The organism is Paraeggerthella sp. (genome assembly GCF_048427265.1).
Classification (GTDB): Bacteria; Actinomycetota; Coriobacteriia; order Coriobacteriales; family Eggerthellaceae; genus Paraeggerthella; species Paraeggerthella hominis.
In genome coordinates this window covers 1-15,926 of record NZ_DBFOSR010000119.1, presented here as the reverse complement: position 1 = coordinate 15,926, position 15,926 = coordinate 1, and the positions used below count along the sequence as shown (strand labels likewise).

Annotated in this window: 17 protein-coding genes and 4 tRNA genes; 18 read left to right on the top strand and 3 right to left on the bottom strand. The window is 60.3% G+C overall.

Annotated elements, in window-relative coordinates; genetic code table 11:
• The first annotated feature begins 111 nt into the window (after nucleotides 1–111).
• The 18 genes from ACMNI9_RS10560 to map all read left to right on the top strand — a co-directional run bounded on the left by ACMNI9_RS10560 (nucleotide 112) and on the right by map (nucleotide 10,794).
• On the top strand, nucleotides 112–1,185 hold the full coding sequence (locus ACMNI9_RS10560) for a coiled-coil domain-containing protein (protein ID WP_418832018.1): 1,074 nt from the start codon (nucleotides 112–114) through the stop codon (nucleotides 1,183–1,185).
• Between the two features lie 82 nt (nucleotides 1,186–1,267).
• Nucleotides 1,268–1,780, top strand: coding sequence for a YbhB/YbcL family Raf kinase inhibitor-like protein (locus ACMNI9_RS10555; protein WP_216529450.1), 513 nt, complete (start codon nucleotides 1,268–1,270; stop codon nucleotides 1,778–1,780).
• A gap of 14 nt (nucleotides 1,781–1,794) precedes the next feature.
• Nucleotides 1,795–2,373 (top strand): DNA-deoxyinosine glycosylase, encoded by a 579-nt coding sequence (locus ACMNI9_RS10550; RefSeq protein ID WP_216529449.1) that lies wholly within the window; start codon nucleotides 1,795–1,797, stop codon nucleotides 2,371–2,373.
• A 137-nt stretch (nucleotides 2,374–2,510) separates the two neighbouring features.
• Nucleotides 2,511–2,595 (top strand) — tRNA-Tyr (locus ACMNI9_RS10545).
• A gap of 6 nt (nucleotides 2,596–2,601) precedes the next feature.
• Nucleotides 2,602–2,677, top strand: a tRNA-Thr gene (locus ACMNI9_RS10540).
• Between the two features lie 8 nt (nucleotides 2,678–2,685).
• A tRNA-Met gene (locus ACMNI9_RS10535) sits at nucleotides 2,686–2,762 on the top strand.
• Between the two features lie 88 nt (nucleotides 2,763–2,850).
• Nucleotides 2,851–4,053 (top strand): elongation factor Tu, encoded by a 1,203-nt coding sequence (tuf, locus tag ACMNI9_RS10530; RefSeq protein WP_114567172.1) that lies wholly within the window; start codon nucleotides 2,851–2,853, stop codon nucleotides 4,051–4,053.
• A 112-nt stretch (nucleotides 4,054–4,165) separates the two neighbouring features.
• Nucleotides 4,166–4,315 (top strand): 50S ribosomal protein L33, encoded by a 150-nt coding sequence (rpmG, locus tag ACMNI9_RS10525; protein WP_080803366.1) that lies wholly within the window; start codon nucleotides 4,166–4,168, stop codon nucleotides 4,313–4,315.
• A 24-nt stretch (nucleotides 4,316–4,339) separates the two neighbouring features.
• Nucleotides 4,340–4,416: transfer RNA gene (locus tag ACMNI9_RS10520), tRNA-Trp, on the top strand.
• Nucleotides 4,417–4,522: 106 nt separating this feature from the next.
• Nucleotides 4,523–4,966 carry a preprotein translocase subunit SecE gene (secE, locus tag ACMNI9_RS10515; RefSeq protein WP_114567173.1) on the top strand — a complete coding sequence of 148 codons (444 nt, stop codon included), beginning with the start codon at nucleotides 4,523–4,525 and terminating at the stop codon, nucleotides 4,964–4,966.
• 3 nt (nucleotides 4,967–4,969) lie between these two features.
• Entirely contained in the window at nucleotides 4,970–5,500 is a 531-nt protein-coding gene (gene nusG, locus ACMNI9_RS10510; protein ID WP_114567174.1) for a transcription termination/antitermination protein NusG, read from the top strand.
• Between the two features lie 126 nt (nucleotides 5,501–5,626).
• The gene (gene rplK / locus ACMNI9_RS10505) at nucleotides 5,627–6,124 is read left to right on the top strand and encodes a 50S ribosomal protein L11 (protein WP_114567175.1); all 498 of its coding nucleotides are present in this window, start codon (nucleotides 5,627–5,629) and stop codon (nucleotides 6,122–6,124) included.
• A 111-nt stretch (nucleotides 6,125–6,235) separates the two neighbouring features.
• Nucleotides 6,236–6,949 (top strand): 50S ribosomal protein L1, encoded by a 714-nt coding sequence (gene rplA, locus ACMNI9_RS10500; RefSeq protein WP_114567239.1) that lies wholly within the window; start codon nucleotides 6,236–6,238, stop codon nucleotides 6,947–6,949.
• Nucleotides 6,950–7,063: 114 nt separating this feature from the next.
• A complete protein-coding gene (locus tag ACMNI9_RS10495) occupies nucleotides 7,064–8,038 on the top strand; it encodes an SPFH domain-containing protein (RefSeq protein WP_231088270.1) in 975 nt (324 codons plus the stop codon).
• 52 nt (nucleotides 8,039–8,090) lie between these two features.
• A complete protein-coding gene (locus ACMNI9_RS10490; RefSeq protein WP_114567241.1) occupies nucleotides 8,091–8,273 on the top strand; it encodes a hypothetical protein in 183 nt (60 codons plus the stop codon).
• Between the two features lie 244 nt (nucleotides 8,274–8,517).
• Nucleotides 8,518–9,735 (top strand): DUF1254 domain-containing protein, encoded by a 1,218-nt coding sequence (locus ACMNI9_RS10485; protein ID WP_418832011.1) that lies wholly within the window; start codon nucleotides 8,518–8,520, stop codon nucleotides 9,733–9,735.
• A complete protein-coding gene (locus ACMNI9_RS10480) occupies nucleotides 9,641–9,871 on the top strand; it encodes a DUF1214 domain-containing protein (protein ID WP_418832008.1) in 231 nt (76 codons plus the stop codon). Before ACMNI9_RS10485 ends, ACMNI9_RS10480 begins: the two co-directional genes overlap by 95 nt.
• A 152-nt stretch (nucleotides 9,872–10,023) precedes the next feature.
• On the top strand, nucleotides 10,024–10,794 hold the full coding sequence (gene map / locus ACMNI9_RS10475) for a type I methionyl aminopeptidase (RefSeq protein WP_216529446.1): 771 nt from the start codon (nucleotides 10,024–10,026) through the stop codon (nucleotides 10,792–10,794).
• 77 nt (nucleotides 10,795–10,871) lie between these two features.
• Here map and ACMNI9_RS10470 read toward each other — a convergent pair whose 3' ends face one another.
• The 3 genes from ACMNI9_RS10470 to ACMNI9_RS10460 form a co-directional block, all read right to left on the bottom strand.
• On the bottom strand, nucleotides 10,872–12,467 hold the full coding sequence (locus ACMNI9_RS10470) for an FAD-dependent oxidoreductase (RefSeq protein ID WP_225749415.1): 1,596 nt from the start codon (nucleotides 12,465–12,467) through the stop codon (nucleotides 10,872–10,874).
• Between the two features lie 204 nt (nucleotides 12,468–12,671).
• Nucleotides 12,672–14,156: a response regulator transcription factor gene (locus tag ACMNI9_RS10465; RefSeq protein ID WP_418832004.1), complete on the bottom strand. Its 1,485-nt coding sequence runs from the start codon at nucleotides 14,154–14,156 to the stop codon at nucleotides 12,672–12,674.
• A 1-nt stretch (nucleotide 14,157) separates the two neighbouring features.
• Entirely contained in the window at nucleotides 14,158–15,447 is a 1,290-nt protein-coding gene (locus tag ACMNI9_RS10460; protein WP_114567185.1) for an ATP-grasp domain-containing protein, read from the bottom strand.
• Nucleotides 15,448–15,926 lie beyond the last annotated feature (479 nt).

The following is a 15,926-nucleotide window of genomic DNA, read 5'->3' as shown; positions in this document are numbered from 1 at the left end:
CAGGGGTTATGAAATGCCTCCACAACGCTTTTTGTTCCACGGCGCAAACATGGTATTATTCGTTCAGCTTTTGCCCATACGTACTACGTGCTCAATCTAGGAGGCTTTCGCATGAGCGAGCATCTAATCGGACTTGACAGGCGAGCATTTATCAGCGGCGCTGCTGCGCTCGGCGCCCTTTCTTTTATGGCTCCGAAGGCCGCGTTCGCAGAGACGGCTGCTGAGAAGCAAGCCGAAGCTGACGCCGTCCGCAATCAGTTGGTTGGATTGCAGGCTGACCTCGAGGCAGCCGAGATCAACTATTATTCCGCGCTGGACAAGCGCGACGCTGCCAAGCAGGCCATGGAGGCCGAGCAGGTGAAGATCGACGACGCCAACGGCAAGATCGCCGATCTCCAGGACAAGCTGGGAACGCGTGCGCGCAGCATGTACCGCTCCGGCTCTTCGAGCTTCCTCGATTTCGTCCTGGGCGCTACGTCGTTCGACGAGTTCACGCAGAACTGGGATCTTCTGAACCAGATGAACGAGAACGACTCGAACATGGTCAACGAGACCAAGACTCTGCGCGAAGAACTTCAGACTGCCAAAGACGAGTATGCTCGCCAGGAAAAGATCGCGTCGCAGAAGGCTGAAGAGGCCAAGCAGATTCAGGCTGAGGTTCAGGCCAAAGTCGATAACGCGGCCAAACTGGTCAGCACGCTCGACGCCGAGGCGCAGGAGCTTCTGCTGCAAGAGCAGGCTGCTGCAGCGGCCGCCGCAGCAGCAGCTGCTCAGGCTGCTGCCGAGGACGAGGCTCGCAAGCAGAACAACGGCGGCTCTGGCGGCGGCGGAAGCGTCGGCGACTACAGCGGCGTGGTGGGCTATGCCATGAGCCGTATCGGCTGCCCGTACGTTTGGGGCGCCGAGGGTCCGGACGCGTTCGACTGCTCCGGCTTGGTTACGTGGGCGTACCGTCAGGTCGGTCGCTACGTGCCGCACCAGAGCGAGGCCCAGTACGCTGCTGCTTCCAATATCGTTCCGGTGTCCCAGGCTCGCCCCGGCGACGTCCTGTGGCGCTACGGCCACGTTGGCATCGCGGTCAGCTACGGCGGCTCGCATTACGTGCACGCACCAACCTTCAACGCTTACGTGCGCGACACCGACCCCTTGTCGTGGGCGCAATTCACGGCGGCGCTTCAGTTCTAAGTTGGAAAACCATATACGAAAAGAGGGCTTCGGCCCTTTTTTCGTATCGCGCGCAAGCGCCGGATGTCGAAAGGGGAGAGGGATGCGCGTAACCGTTGAGCTTGAGAACGGGCTTTTGCCTGACAGGTTCGGGAAATACGCCCCGGAGGAATACACGGTGGACGGAAATCCTGTCCGTTCGTTTCCTTTCGAGGTGACGGACGTGCCGGAGGGCGCGCGATCGCTTGCGCTTGCGTTCGTCGATTGGGACGCCATTCCCGTGGGCGGATTCTGCTGGATTCACTGGCTTGCCTGCAATATTGCGCCCGACGCAACCCGTATTCCCGAAAATGCAAGCGCGTCGGGAGCCGTGCCTTGCGTTCAGGGATCCAACAGCAACTGGTCGCCTCTTGCCGGCGGAAGCTCCAACCCGCAGGTGACGCAACGCTATTCCGGACCGTACCCTCCAGACAAGACGCATGTCTACACGCTGACCGTCTATGCGCTCGATTGCGAGCTCGACCTTCCCGAGGGGTACTACCTTAACGAGTTTCGCCGCGCCATCCAGGGCCACGTGTTGGCTCGGGCGTCCGTCGAGTTTCCCAGCCGAGCGTAGGGGAGCGCCGCCGCATGGGCCGAGTCGAAAGCGTCGTTCACCCGATCGAGCCGGTGTTCAACGAGTCTTCGCGCGTACTTGTCTTGGGAACCATGCCTTCGCCGGCTTCGCGCAGGGCGGGCTTTTACTACGCCCATCCCCAAAATCGCTTCTGGAAGGTCTTGGCGGCTTTGTTCGACGAGGTAGAACCAAAAGGCACCGATGCCCGCGCGCAGTTTGCGCTACGGCACCATATTGCGCTTTGGGACGTGTTGGCCTCGTGCACCATCGAAGGCGCCTCGGATGCAAGCATTGCGAATCCCGTCCCCAACGATCTGGAGCGCATCGTGCGAATCGCCTCGATTTCCACGGTGTTCACCACGGGAAGAAAAGCCGAAGAACTTTTCAAGCGCTATGCAAGGAAAATGATCCCGGAAGCAAATTTTGTGCCGCTTCCTTCGACAAGCGGAGCAAATGCTCGCATGAGCCTGGATACCCTCATAAGTGCGTATCAGCCGCTGTTGCAAGCCGTTTATCCAGGTGATAGCGGTATAGGGGAGAAAAAGCCCGCCGACTCTATATCCATGCAAGAGGGTCAAAGTGAGGAGGAATGATGGAGACACACCCGGAGGCGTGTAGATGGTTGACACGGTTTGAATCCTAGCGTATTATTCTCCTGCTCGCTCGTTCGGGACAAACGAAAGAGCGGCAGGCAGCTTGATAAATACACATGAATTGAGCAGCGAATTATGGGCGTGTGCCCGAGTGGCTAAAGGGGACGGGCTGTAAACCCGTTGGCTATGCCTACCTAGGTTCGAATCCTAGCGCGCCCACCATCTTTCGCCTGTGTAGCTCAGTCGGTAGAGCACTTCCTTGGTAAGGAAGAGGTCGTCGGTTCAAGTCCGATCGCAGGCTCCATGCTAAATGGCGGTGTAGCTCAGTTGGTCAGAGCACACGGTTCATACCCGTGGCGTCACTGGTTCAAATCCAGTCACCGCTACCATTTGCATTATTCCGCGTCCGCTTTGTCGGACGCGTCGTTATTTTTTGTTTTGTTTTCGCGAAAGCGAACCCTATAAGGAGGATGACACATGGCTAAGGAGAAGTTCGAGCGTTCCAAGCCGCATGTTAACATCGGCACCATCGGTCACGTTGACCACGGCAAGACGACGCTGACGGCTGCTATTTCCAAGACGCTGTCCGAGAACGACGGCTCTCACGGCACCGCTCACGCCGACTTCACGGCTTTCGAGAACATCGACAAGGCCCCCGAAGAGCGCGAGCGCGGCATCACGATCTCCATCGCTCACATCGAGTACGAGACGGAAGCTCGCCACTACGCTCACGTTGACTGCCCCGGTCACGCTGACTACGTCAAGAACATGATCACGGGTGCTGCTCAGATGGACGGCGCCATCCTGGTTATCGCCGCTACCGACGGCCCCATGGCTCAGACCCGCGAGCACATCCTGCTCGCCCGTCAGGTCGGCGTTCCCTACATCGTCGTCTTCCTGAACAAGTGCGACATGGTCGACGACGAGGAGCTCCTCGAGCTCGTCGAGATGGAAGTTCGCGAGCTGCTCGACAGCTACGAGTTCCCCGGCGACGACACCCCGATCATCCGCGGCTCCGCTCTCAAGGCTCTTGAGGGTGAGAAGGAGTGGCAGGACAAGGTTTGGGAGCTCATGGACGCCGTTGACTCCTACATCCCGACGCCGGAGCGCATGGTCGACAAGCCGTTCCTGATGGCTGTTGAGGACACCATGACCATCACCGGTCGTGGCACCGTTGCCACCGGCCGTGTCGAGCGTGGCGTGCTGCACGTGAACGACCCGCTGGAGATCATCGGTATCAAGGAAACCGCTAACACGGTTTGCACCGGTATCGAGATGTTCCGCAAGCTGCTCGACGAGGCTCAGGCTGGCGACAACATCGGCTGCCTGCTCCGCGGCGTCAAGCGCGAGGACATCGTTCGCGGCCAGGTTCTCTGCAAGCCCGGTAGCGTGACCCCGCACACCGAGTTCGAGGGCCAGGTCTACATCCTGACGAAGGAAGAGGGCGGCCGCCACACGCCGTTCTTCGACGGCTACCGTCCGCAGTTCTACTTCCGCACGACGGACGTGACGGGCGTTGCCCACCTTCCCGAGGGCACCGAGATGGTCATGCCGGGCGACAACATCGAGATCAAGGGCGAGCTCATTCACCCGATCGCGATGGAAGAGGGCCTGCGCTTCGCTATCCGCGAGGGTGGCCGCACGGTTGGCTCCGGTCGCGTGACCAAGATCATCAAGTAGCACCCTGTTTCACCGGTTAACCTTATGCGGGGCCCGCATCAGCGGGCCCCGTTCATGAGAATTCATGTGTATGCGATTCGAGCGCCGTTCGGATTAGGTAAAAGGAGAATTCATGCGTACGTTGGTCACCTTGGCATGCACGGAGTGCAAGCGCCGCAATTACACGACCAAGAAGAACAAGCAGAACAATCCCGACCGTATCGAGTTGAAGAAGTACTGCAAGTGGTGCCAGTGCCACACGGTGCATAAAGAGACCCGATAGCGCGTCTGAGGTTTGCACGAGCATAGGCCAGTAGCTCCAATTGGTAGAGCGGCGGTCTCCAAAACCGCATGTTGGGGGTTCGAGTCCCTCCTGGCCTGCCAGCTCGAGATATGAGCAGCTTGCATTCAGGTTGCTTGGATGAGCAGCTTGGAATCAGGCTGCTTGTTTGGCGTTTAGACGGATAACGATCCCCGGTTAAGGAATCAGATGGCGAAGAAATCAAAGACACAGCGTGCGAAGGCTTCTGCTGCTCGTGCTGCTCGCAAGGAGCAGGCGCAGCTTCAGGCTGCCGAAGCCGAGGCGAACAAGGTCGCTGAGGCGGACGCTGTTGAAACTGAAGCGCCCAAGAGGAAGTTCTTCAAGAAATCCCAGAAGAACGAAACGTCCGTGAACGACGGCAAGCAGGACAAGGCGCAGCGCAAGGAACTTGAGAAGAAGGCTGAGAAGAAGCCGGCGAAGAAGCGCCGCTTCGGTTTTCTCAAGGACGTGCGCTCTGAGCTGAAGCGCGTTACCTGGCCGACTAAGCAGGACGTGCTCCGTTGGAGCGTTGTCGTGGTTGTTGCCTTGTTGTTCTTCGGCGTGTACGTCGCCGTGCTCGACAACGTCGTTATCACGCCGTTGTTGGTTGCGATTTCTGGTTTGGGGGCTTAGCAGATGGCTAAGAAGTGGTACGTCCTGCATACGTATTCAGGATACGAGAACAAGGTTAAGAAGAACCTCGAGACGCGCATCGAAACGATGGGTCTTGAGAACAATGTGTTCGCTATCGAAATCCCGACGGAGACGGTCACCGAGATCAAAGAGGGCGGTCGTCGCGTCGAGAGCGAGAAGAAGGTGTTCCCCGGATACGTTCTCGTCCGTATGGACTTGGACGATCGTAGCTGGGCCGCAGTTCGCAACACGCCGGGCGTAACCGGATTCGTGGGCGCGGACGGCAACCCTGCTCCTCTTACGCGCGAAGAGTACAACAAGATCATGAAGCGCACGGACACGAAGAAGAAGCCTGCGGTTTCTTCGAGCCTGGAAGTGGGCCAATCGGTCAAGGTTGTGTCGGGTCCCCTCGCCGAGTTCGATGGCGTGGTTTCCGAGGTGTCGCCTGATGCGGGCAAGGTGAAGGTTATGGTCTCCATCTTCGGCCGCGAAACTCCTGTCGAGCTTTCGTTCGATCAGGTGGCGAAGATCTAAAGGTGCGAACAAAAGCGGCTTCGCGTGCCCGCGTGGACCGGGGCTTCTCACTCGAAACCAGCCGCTTTGTTGATAGAAACAACGTTTAACTTTATGTGTGACAGTCAGCTGAAAGGATAGTTCACCATGGCTGAAAAGAAGCAAACCGGCTTTATCAAGCTTCAGATCCCCGCGGGTGCCGCGAACCCGGCTCCTCCGGTTGGCCCGGCGCTCGGCGCTCAGGGCGTCAACATCATGCAGTTCTGCCAGGCGTTCAACGCTCAGACGCAGGACCAGTCCGGCACCATCATCCCGGTTGAGATCACGGTGTACGAGGACAAGTCCTTCACCTTCGTGTGCAAGACTCCTCCGGCGGCCGTGCTCATCAAGGAGAAGCTGGGCATCAACAGCGGTTCCGGCATCCCGCAGCTGCAGTCCGTCGGCACGTTGACCGAGGACCAGCTCCGCGAGATCGCCGAGATCAAGCTCCCGGACCTCAACGCCAACACGGTTGAGGCTGCCATGGAGATCATCGCCGGTACGGCGCGCAGCATGGGCGTGCGCATCGAAGGTCGCGAGATGAAGAAGAAGTACGTGCCTTCCAAGAAGGTTGCCGCTATGCTCCAGGGCAAGACGATCGACTAACGACGTCTTCTGCAATGCGTGATCGCAGCTGCGCATGATGTGCGCAGCTGCTTTGACGATACAGGAAAGTGGAAGGGCGCTTCGCGTCCGCTACACACCACGAAAGGAAACATCATGAAAATGTCCAAGAACTACCGTGCGGCTCTCGAGAAGATCGGCGAGTCCACCTACGCTCCGCTCGAAGCGTTCAGCCTTGTGAAGGAGGTTTCGACGGCTAAGTTCGACCAGACCGTTGAGGCTCACTTCCGTTTGGGCATCGACACCCGTCAGGCTGATCAGCAGCTGCGTGGTACCGTGAGCCTGCCGAACGGCTCGGGCAAGACGGTTCGCGTTGCTGTGTTCGCTGAGGGCGAGGCTGCCCGCGCCGCCGAGGAAGCCGGCGCCGACATCGTGGGCACCGATGAGCTGGTTCAGCAGATCCAGGCTGGCGAGTTCAACTTCGACGCCGCTGTTGCGACGCCCGACCAGATGGGCAAAGTTGGTCGTCTGGGCAAGATCCTGGGCCCCCGCGGCTTGATGCCGAACCCCAAGCTGGGCACAGTGACCAACGACGTCGTCAAGGCCATCAACGAGCTCAAGGGCGGCCGCGTGGAGTATCGTGCAGACCGCTACGGTATCGCTCACGTTGTCATCGGCAAGGCCAGCTTCACGGCTGAGCAGCTTGCTGAGAACTACGGCGCCGTGTACGACGAGATCCTGCGTATGAAGCCGGCTGCGGCCAAGGGCAAGTACGTGAAGTCGATCTCCGTCTCCGCCACCATGACGCCGGGCGTTTCCGTTGACTCGGGCGTGACCCGCAACTACACGGAAGCCGCTGCCGAATAAGCTGCACTGTTAGACGTTAAAGAAAAGGGACCTGCGGGTCCCTTTTCTTTTACCCTCTTTTAAGATCTCAATGTGATATCATGTTGGTATCGACAATCTGAGAAAGGAACCGTCATGTCCGTTGAAAAGACCGTTCACGTGCGAAGCGGCTGGCCGATGTTGGTGTTGACGCTGGTTTTGGTCGTCGCGTTTGCTTCGATAATCGCTACGGGGGCTACCATGCTTCCTCCCGACGATGCTCCGGTGACCACCACAGCGCAGGCGCTTGGCGTCGGGCTGCTTGTTTCAGGCATCGTGGGAGTATGCATCGTTCCGTTGATTCTGCTCATGGGCTTCTTCACCATTCAGCCGAACCAGGCGCGCGTTCTCATCCTGTTCGGCGACTACAAGGGCACGGTGCGAGACGAAGGCTTCCATTGGGCGAACCCGTTCTACTCGCGTAGTGCTGGCAGCACGGCTGATCCCGCTACGGGCAAAGCCGTGCCCATGAATACGAAGATCTCGCTGCGCGCTCGCACGTACAACGGCGACCACTTGAAGGTGAACGACAAATGTGGCAACCCCATCGAGATCGCAGATGTCGTTGTTTGGCGCGTTGAGAACACGGCGAAGGCTTTGTTCGACGTGGACGACTACAATTCCTACGTGCACACGCAAAGCGAAACGGCTTTGCGGCACGTGGCTACCGCGTACGCTTACGATCAGATGCCCGGCGAGCCCGAGGATGGGATCACGCTCCGCAGCAACATCGAGGAGGTTTCCGCCGCCCTTAAAGAAGAGCTTTCGGTGCGCTTGGAAAAGGCCGGCGTGGTGATTGACGACGCGCGCCTTACGCACCTTGCGTATGCGCCGGAGATCGCTCAGGCGATGCTGCGTCGCCAGCAGGCTGACGCGGTGATCGCTGCGCGTGAGAAGATCGTGCAGGGTGCCGTGGGCATGGTCGATATGGCGCTTTCCGAGCTATCCAGCAAGAACGTGGTAGACTTGGACGACGAGCGCAAGGCCGCTATGGTTTCGAACCTGATGGTGGTCCTTTGCGGAGACTCTGACGCGCAGCCCGTGCTGAACACGGGCACGCTCTACCAGTAAAAGGAATCGGCGCACCCAGGCTTGCTCCCGGGTGCGCCGATGCGGTGACGATATGGCGAAACGCAAACAATACCCCTTGCGCGTGGACCCCGCTTTATGGGAGGCCATCGAGCGCTGGGCTGCTGACGATCTGCGCAGCGTGAACGCGCAGGTGGAGTTTATCTTGCGTCGTGCGTTGAGCGAAGCGGGCAGGTTGAAGCCTCCGCCCCCGCGCGACGAAACCGACCTTGGGTAAAAGGGGGACGGGGCCGACGATTCGTGTTTGACATCGGAACGAACACGAGCCGTCGGCCCCGTCTTCTCGTTTTGCTCTGCATGCGCGTTTCGCAACGATCGGCTCCTCTTTCGGAGAAGCGTCTTCTCGTTGATCGATTCGCTATGATTTTCAAAAGGAAGCCGCTACACTGGGGCAAAGGAGCGCCCGACGTGCGGTGCGTTGCGCGCTCGGCGCCAAAACGCTTCGAGGTTAGGAGATCTGCATGGAGGCTTCCGTTTACCCGAATCAACCCGAAACGCTGCAGGAAACCGTGGCTTTGCTGGAGAGGGCGTACTTGTACGCGTATCCGCTGGTGCTCATGGGCGTCATCAAAGACCGGACGACGAACGTGGTGGTCCCCGACGCGGAGCACGCTCCCATCAACCAGCTGTTCCATGCTCAAGCGCTGGCGACGCCCGATATGGTGAGCTTGACGCGTCCGAACGTGGATACGGTGTACTCGCAGGCTTATCTGGACCTGGGGGCCGAGCCGATTTTGCTGTACAAGCCCGCCACGGATCGTTACTGCTCGATTCAGACGTTCGATGGGTACTCCAACACGCCCGTAGTGCTTGGTACGGGCGGAGTAGGGGGCAGCGATGCTGCAACCTACGCGTTTGTTGGACCGTTCTGGTCGGGCGAGCTTCCGCAGGGCGTGACCAAGGTCTCCATGCCCACGAATTTCGTTTGGCTGCTGCTTCGCACGAAGTGCTTTGGCGTTGACGACCTGCCGGGCGTACGAGAGGCCCAGCAGGGCATGAGAATGTACCCGCTTTCAGCCCACGCGCTGGACGAGGGCGCGGGGTACGCGTGTCCGAAGGGGTCGTACTATCCTGCGTACGACTACGTTCCCTTGGAGTTCATACAACGGCTTTCCGTCCAGGATTTCTTCACGCGCTTCAACGGGCTGGCTTCGGGCAACCCGGGAGCCCCCGAGGACGCCCCGACGCTGGCGCAATTCGAAACCGTAGGCATCGGCGCAGGGTTGACGTTCGACATCGCTGCCTTGGGGGAAGGCGTTGCCGAGGCGGCTGCGTATCTGCCGACGCTTCTGGATCGCGATTTCTCGTCGGCTCATGCCAGCACCACCGTTTCGAACGGCTGGATGTTCATGGACGATCGCGTGGGCACGTTCGGCACCGATTACGCGTATCGCGCTGTGGTGGCGTTCGGCGGATTCGCCAATCCCGTGACCATGGCGGTGTATCCGTCGATGGTCGTGGATGCTGCAGGGAACCCCTTGCGCGGCGACAAGTCGTACCGCCTGCATTTTGGCCGCGGGCGAAACCCCGCCCCATGCAAGCGAGGGATGGTGGTCGCTTACAGCCTACACCGAAGCGGGCCGGTTGATACCCAACGAGCTAAACCGTTACAACATCGGCGAGGTGGACGACCTGCCCTTCAACGAGGACGGATCGCTCGATCTGTATCTTCAGGCTGAAGGGCCCGCAGACGATCGCGTGCGCTTCTGGCTGCCTTTGTGCGAAGACGTATTCTCGTTGACGATGCGCATCTACCTCCCGGACGAGCGCGTGCTTTCTTTCGACTGGAAGCTTCCGCCGCTTGAAGCCGTATAGCCCGACCTTGTGCACGACCGTCGTGCGAGCTGCGGTGCGATCGACTTGCGGCGGCAAGCTGCGAGGGAGCCGGGGCCGTAGGGTTCGGAAGGGGTGCTATACTGGTCGGCGACAAGAGAACAGGCACGTTAGAGGCAAGGTGCGTTGAAAGTATGATCATAAAGAAGTCGAAGGCCGAGATCGAGGCCATGAAGGAAGCCGGTCGCATTTCGGCTTTGGTGCTGCGCGAGGTGGGATCCCATGTTCGAGCGGGCGTGTCCACGCTTGAGCTGGACGAGCTGGCGGAAACCATCATCCGTGCAGAAGGCGGCATACCTGCGTTCAAAGGCTACGGCGGATTTCCCGGTTCGATTTGCGCATCGGTGAACGACCAGATCGTGCACGGCATCCCTTCCGCGAACGTGGTGCTCAAAGACGGCGACATCCTGTCCGTCGATACGGGTGCGACGGTTGACGGCTGGGTGGGGGACAACGCCTGGACCTACCCCGTAGGGAAGATTTCGGCCGAAAAGCAGCGCCTGCTCGAGGTGACCGAGCGGTGCATGTGGGCGGGCCTTGACGCTGCTCGGCTCGGCAATCGCCTGGGCGACATCGGGCATGCGGTGCAGTCCATCGCCGAAGCGGCGGGCTTCGGCGTGGTGCGCGAGTACGTGGGGCACGGCATTGGACGCGACATGCACGAGGATCCCAACGTGCCGAACTTCGGCCGGAAGCATACGGGCGTCAAGCTTGAGGTTGGCATGGTGCTGGCTATCGAACCTATGGTGAACGTGGGAACGTACAAGACGCGCGTGATGCCCGACGGGTGGCTGGTGTGCACGCGCGACGGCCTGCCTTCGGCTCACTTTGAAAAGACCGTGGCAATCACCGAAGACGGTCCGCTTATCCTGACCACGGAAGAGGGGCACGAGCGCCCGGTGTGATCGCCTAAAGACTCTATGCAAAACGGAAGGCCCTCATGACGAGGGCCTTCCGTTTGGAGGGGGGAGGGACGGTTGGCTTAGGCGCCGTAGTACTTCATGGCTTCCTGAGCGGCTATGCGACCCGTCACGGTGCCCATGCACATGGAGGCGCCGCTTACGGCATAGCGCATGTAGAACAGCTCGGCGTTAGCGATGGTGCCGCCACCGTACAGGCCGGGGATGGGCTTGCGATCCTTGTCGAGCACTTCCGCCTTGGTGCTGATGGCAAGCTGGCCGAACGAGTCGTTGGTGTTCGGCGTGATCTGGACGGCGTAGAACGGCGCCTGCACGACGGGCTGAAGATCTTCGGGCTTCTTATGGAAGGCCGGGTCCTCGCCAGCTTCGCAGAGCTTGTTGTACTGCTCGATCGTCTTCGTCAGGGGATAGCCGGGCAGACCTGCTTGCTCGGCAAGCTCTTCGATGGTGTCGGCGGTGTTGACGACGCCCTTTTCGACGCCCTTCTTCAGCAGCTCCATGCGCTTGTCGGTCTGCTGCGAGTCGCAGATGATGAAGAACTCTTTACGGCCGCTCTGAATGAACGGCGTGAAGTAGTCGAATTGGCTGGTCATGGATTCGTTCGCGCAACGGTAGCCAAGGTCGGTTACGAACACGCCCGTGTTGATCATGCGCAGCTGCGACAGCTCGTCGTTGAGCGGCAGGGGCTCTTTGCCCACCAGGTGGATCTGCGAAAGGCCGCCCTTGAGCAGCGTGAGGGCTCCGGCGTCTTTGCCCAACTCGATGCCGTCGCCCGTGTTGCTGGGGCTCGAGAAGGTGTGCCAGCCCACCGTGCCGGGTGCGTACAGCTCTTTCGACCAGTCCTGACCGTCGAACCCGCCGGAAGCCAGCATGACCGCTTTGGCGGAAATCGTGTACTCGGTGTCGCCCTGGCGCGCGACCACGCCGGTTACCTTGCCGTTTTCGGTGAGGATCTTGATAGCGCGCGTTTCCATCATGACTTCAGCGCCGTTTTCCTCGGCTTTGGCGATGAGCGTATCGATAATGCCCTTGCCTCCGTTGGTGGATACCATGGAGCGGTCGGACACGCCGTCGCCGGGCTTCTTCTTAAAGTCGCAGCCGAAGCCGACCAGCCAGTCCATGGCCGCGCCGCCGTTTTCCGCCACCATGCGGCAGATGTCCATGTTCGCGTCTCCGTCGGACTGATCGAACAGGAACTGGGCGATTTCTTCAGGGGTGCCGTAGTTGGTAAGGCCCATGTCGTCTTGCTTCTTGGAGCCGCAGCAGTAGAAGTTGCCGGTGCAGATGGACGAGTCGCCGCCCGAAACGGAGTGCTTTTCGAGCACGATGACGCGCGCGCCTGCGAGAGCTGCTTCGGTGGCGGCGCTCATGCCGGCGATGCCGCTGCCGATGACTACGATGTCGGTGTCCTTCGATTCCTGGGACTTGGCCGGCGTCTCTGCAACTGCCTGAACGGTATCCGCTTTGGCCGTGTTGCCGCTTCCGTTCGAAGCGCCGTCGGATTCCTGCGCGGCGGAGCCGGTGCTTGCCTGCGGTGCGCAGCCGGCAAGTCCGCTGCCGGCAACTACGGCAGCCGTTGCGCCCAAGCCGAGCAGAAACGACCGACGCGTGAATCCTTGCGATGCAGCCTCGGCAGCTTCGATACCCTTGTTGTGCATGATGTCCTCCCAATCCTTGCGGTTTCGCGAACCTCCCTGTTCGCTCTGGGCCCATCATACGAACGGAGGAATCTCGAACCAGCACCAAAAGGGGTGGGGAAGGTGAAATCGTCAAGCAAAGCCGCCCACCCTCCATAATGGAGGGTGGGGCTGGCGACTGCTTTTTGAATGCTTTGACCTGCGAAAATCGATGCGGCAAGACGCCTATAGCGCCGTGCGGTCGCGATAAAGCTCAACGCGATCGATAAGGTCTTGCTTGTCGATCGATCCTGTTTTTTGATAGACGTTGTGGATGTAGCCCTTGATGGTGTTGGGCGACAAGCCAAGCTCGGCTGCGATGTAGGTGCGTGTTCGTCCCTGGCAGAGCAAGGCGAGGACTTCGCTCTCGCGTGCGGTCATGGCGTGCTTGTCTGCGAAGGCCCGAAGAAGCGCGGCGGGGTCCTCGCGGTTTTCGGGCGCGGGCGAGTTTGCTTGGCTTGCATGTTCGGAGTTGTCCGCCTGCTTTTGGATTCTGCGTTCGAGCCGCGTGGACAAAACGGGGTTCATGGCCAGCACGAACAGGGAGGTGAGCGATATGAGGGCCAGCCCGGTTGCGGGGCTGCCCTGGGCCAAGACCCGCGCCCCTAGGGCCACGCCGGCAAGAATGAGCAAGCCGCCGATGCCCAGTGCGGTTCCCAGGTACACCCAAAGCGACACGTTGTCACGTTCGCTGAGCTGGCATACGATGATGCGCACGTTCATGCAGGAAAGATAGAAGGCTACGAATACCAGCACGGTCGCGGCGATGTGCGCCGCAGGCGAGGTGACGAAGGGCAGCGCGACAAGGGCGATGGCCACGATGGGGAACAGCATGCCGTACAGGTCCGACACCTGAACGGCTCGTTTGCGCAAAAACGAAGCGCCCAGCATGATCATCGAGGCCACGACGATTCCCAGCATGGCTTGCGCCTGGATGGGAATGATGTCGGTTTCGGCAGTGGCAGCAACCTGGCTGACGGCTCCGAACGCGAACGAGAACACCGCCAGATACGAAACGGCTTTCACGAAATCGATGACGCCTGCTTCCGAGATGCTGATGCGCCTTCCCGCCGCTTCAAGCTCCTGCCGAGCGATCAAAGGCACCGCCGACACGATGATTATGGTAAGCGCGAATGCAAGCTCCATGATTCCGCTTGCCCAGAAGATGATGGTCGCCGCGATTCCGCCTATCAGGTAGGCTAGGGGGATCGCGCGCGCCAGGGAAGGGCCGCCTTCTCGCGAAAGCGCGGATATTCGCCCTATCCATCCCAATTCCGCAGTTGCAAGACCGTATCCGATACTGCCCGACACCACGATGGCGTAGAGCCATCCGCCCTCGATTGCCCCAAGAAGCCGAGCAAGCATGAGCGCGTTGCCAAGGAACGCCGCACCGAATGCCGTGGCCATGCGCAGGCGATGCTCCGCCTTGCGGCGAAACACGTGAAGGGCCGCCGTGATCAGCATAGTGGCCGTGTACGCGATGAAGAAGAGCGCGCCGAACGAGTTCCCGGCTCCGTGCGAAAGACTCATTTCCTGCAGAAACGTGCTCGATATCATGAGCGGGAACGTGAGCCCGCACACAATGCCGTAGCCTGCGGAGACCGTGATCAGGCTGCGAAAGCCGTGGTGCACGTTGCTGCTTCCCGTGCTCGAAGTGGCATGGGCGTCCATGTTACTTCAGCTGCTTGCCGTCGGTATCCCAGTAGAAGCGCTTGAACTTCGGGATTTGGTTCAGGTGCATGATGCGTGCCCACATGTTGTGCATGAACGAGTCCGACCCGTAATGCAGCGGGTAGGGCTCGGCTGTGCGACGCAGCACGTCAAGGGCTTGTTGCAGGCGCGCGCGGTTCTCCATGCTGCGGTCGAGCACGTAGCGGGGCACACAACTGTACACGAACGGGTCGTACGCTTCGCGGTAGTCGATGCGCTCTCCCAAGATGAATTCCCGCACGATGAGCGTGACGAAGTTCACGCCGCCCAAGCTCATGTAGTAGGTGTTGCGCCCGCAGCGCGTGTTCACCTCGAAGAACCGGAAGGATCCGTCGCGCTCGTCGTACTTGATGTCGAAGTTCGCGAATCCTCGGTACCCGATGCGGGCGAGCATGCTCTTTGCGGCCTCGATGATGGCTTCTTCGCGTTCCCCCATGATGCACAGCGGGTTGCCGAGCGCGGTGGGGTCGTGGTCTTGAAGGCATACGACGCCGCCCGACACCACGCGCATGTCTCCCGACGCGTCCGAGAACGTGGTGAGCGTGCGGATGGCGTCGTCGCCGCCGGGGATGAAGTCTTGCAACACCAGTTCGTTGTTGTAATCGGACGTGCGGATGCTGCGCCACACCTGGGCAAGCTCTTCCGGCGTCTCGATCTCGTAGATCTTGCGCCATCCCTCGATGGTGGCGTCTTGGAACTGCGCCGAGTTCGAGGGTTTGGCGATAAGCGGGTAAGGGAAGTCGTGCACGGGCAGCTCGTCGGGACCGTTTTCGCCGCAGTCGAAGTACCAGGTGCGCGGGTAGGGGATGCCCAGTTCTTCGCACAGTTCGTAGAAGCGCCGCTTCTGCGTGATCTCGTCAAGCAGATCGAAATCGATGTAGGGGACCGTGTAGCCTGCGGCCTCCAGGCGCGCCTTCCCGGCGGACAGCATGCGCGCGTGGCAGTCGTCGCAACCTAGGACCAGCAGCACGCGGTCGGGATCTTCGGCGTGCGTCTGCGCGGCAACGCGCTCGAGCGCATCGTACAGGCCTTCCGGATCGTGGATGAGCGGCTCCAGGCGATAGTCGGTGAAGCGGCTGCTCGACAGCATCTTGATGTCCTGCGTTGCCAGCACGATGGTGCGTTCGACTTGGTAAGCGCGATGGAGTTCTCGCACGTAGCTGTACGCCAGGATGTCGCCGCCTACGACGACGGGCTGCAAGCGATGTCGCACGTCGGCAGGGTTCGTGATGCGGGGGTTCTGCACGGTCATTCTTGAATCTCCTTGTGGGTCGAAATCTTGCCTATTATCCCACAGTGCGCGCGGCGGCGGCTGCGTTTCGCGAAAGTGCCCATATCGCGTTTTCGTGCTTTCGCCGCCGCGCGTTTCGACGGTGGGGCCGAGGTTCTGTCAAAACCAGCGAGTTTTGCGGCGATTTTTCGCCCTGTCGAGGCAATGTGGTTATGAGCGTTTTTTATCATGCCTGATCACAGGTTTGCAGGTTGGGTTTATTCTGGGTTGAGGACCAGCAAAACTCTTCCGTTTTGACAAACTTGCAACGTTCAAGCGGGACGCGCTCCGCCACAACGTGCGCGGTCCGCTTGCTGACGGGCTTGGTCCCGCGCGCCCGCGTCGCGCCGGTTCTTGCGCCTGCGTCGCACCGGCCCCCGCGCCCGCCGCGCCTGCGTCGCACCCGCCGCGCCCCCCCTTGTCACGACAGGGCTCGCCGTCCTGTTCGCTATGCCCGATAC

What these genes read in the sequence shown, in the direction of transcription:
- ACMNI9_RS10560 (WP_418832018.1), top strand. Translation starts at nt 112, where the DNA reads ATGAGCGAGCATCTAATCGGACTTGACAGGCGAGCATTTATCAGCGGC.
- ACMNI9_RS10555 (WP_216529450.1), top strand. Translation starts at nt 1,268, where the DNA reads ATGCGCGTAACCGTTGAGCTTGAGAACGGGCTTTTGCCTGACAGGTTC.
- ACMNI9_RS10550 (WP_216529449.1), top strand. Translation starts at nt 1,795, where the DNA reads ATGGGCCGAGTCGAAAGCGTCGTTCACCCGATCGAGCCGGTGTTCAAC.
- tuf (WP_114567172.1), top strand. Translation starts at nt 2,851, where the DNA reads ATGGCTAAGGAGAAGTTCGAGCGTTCCAAGCCGCATGTTAACATCGGC.
- rpmG (WP_080803366.1), top strand. Translation starts at nt 4,166, where the DNA reads ATGCGTACGTTGGTCACCTTGGCATGCACGGAGTGCAAGCGCCGCAAT.
- secE (WP_114567173.1), top strand. Translation starts at nt 4,523, where the DNA reads ATGGCGAAGAAATCAAAGACACAGCGTGCGAAGGCTTCTGCTGCTCGT.
- nusG (WP_114567174.1), top strand. Translation starts at nt 4,970, where the DNA reads ATGGCTAAGAAGTGGTACGTCCTGCATACGTATTCAGGATACGAGAAC.
- rplK (WP_114567175.1), top strand. Translation starts at nt 5,627, where the DNA reads ATGGCTGAAAAGAAGCAAACCGGCTTTATCAAGCTTCAGATCCCCGCG.
- ACMNI9_RS10495 (WP_231088270.1), top strand. Translation starts at nt 7,064, where the DNA reads ATGTCCGTTGAAAAGACCGTTCACGTGCGAAGCGGCTGGCCGATGTTG.
- ACMNI9_RS10490 (WP_114567241.1), top strand. Translation starts at nt 8,091, where the DNA reads ATGGCGAAACGCAAACAATACCCCTTGCGCGTGGACCCCGCTTTATGG.
- ACMNI9_RS10485 (WP_418832011.1), top strand. Translation starts at nt 8,518, where the DNA reads ATGGAGGCTTCCGTTTACCCGAATCAACCCGAAACGCTGCAGGAAACC.
- map (WP_216529446.1), top strand. Translation starts at nt 10,024, where the DNA reads ATGATCATAAAGAAGTCGAAGGCCGAGATCGAGGCCATGAAGGAAGCC.
- ACMNI9_RS10470 (WP_225749415.1), bottom strand. Translation starts at nt 12,467, where the DNA reads ATGCACAACAAGGGTATCGAAGCTGCCGAGGCTGCATCGCAAGGATTC.
- ACMNI9_RS10465 (WP_418832004.1), bottom strand. Translation starts at nt 14,156, where the DNA reads ATGGACGCCCATGCCACTTCGAGCACGGGAAGCAGCAACGTGCACCAC.
- ACMNI9_RS10460 (WP_114567185.1), bottom strand. Translation starts at nt 15,447, where the DNA reads ATGACCGTGCAGAACCCCCGCATCACGAACCCTGCCGACGTGCGACAT.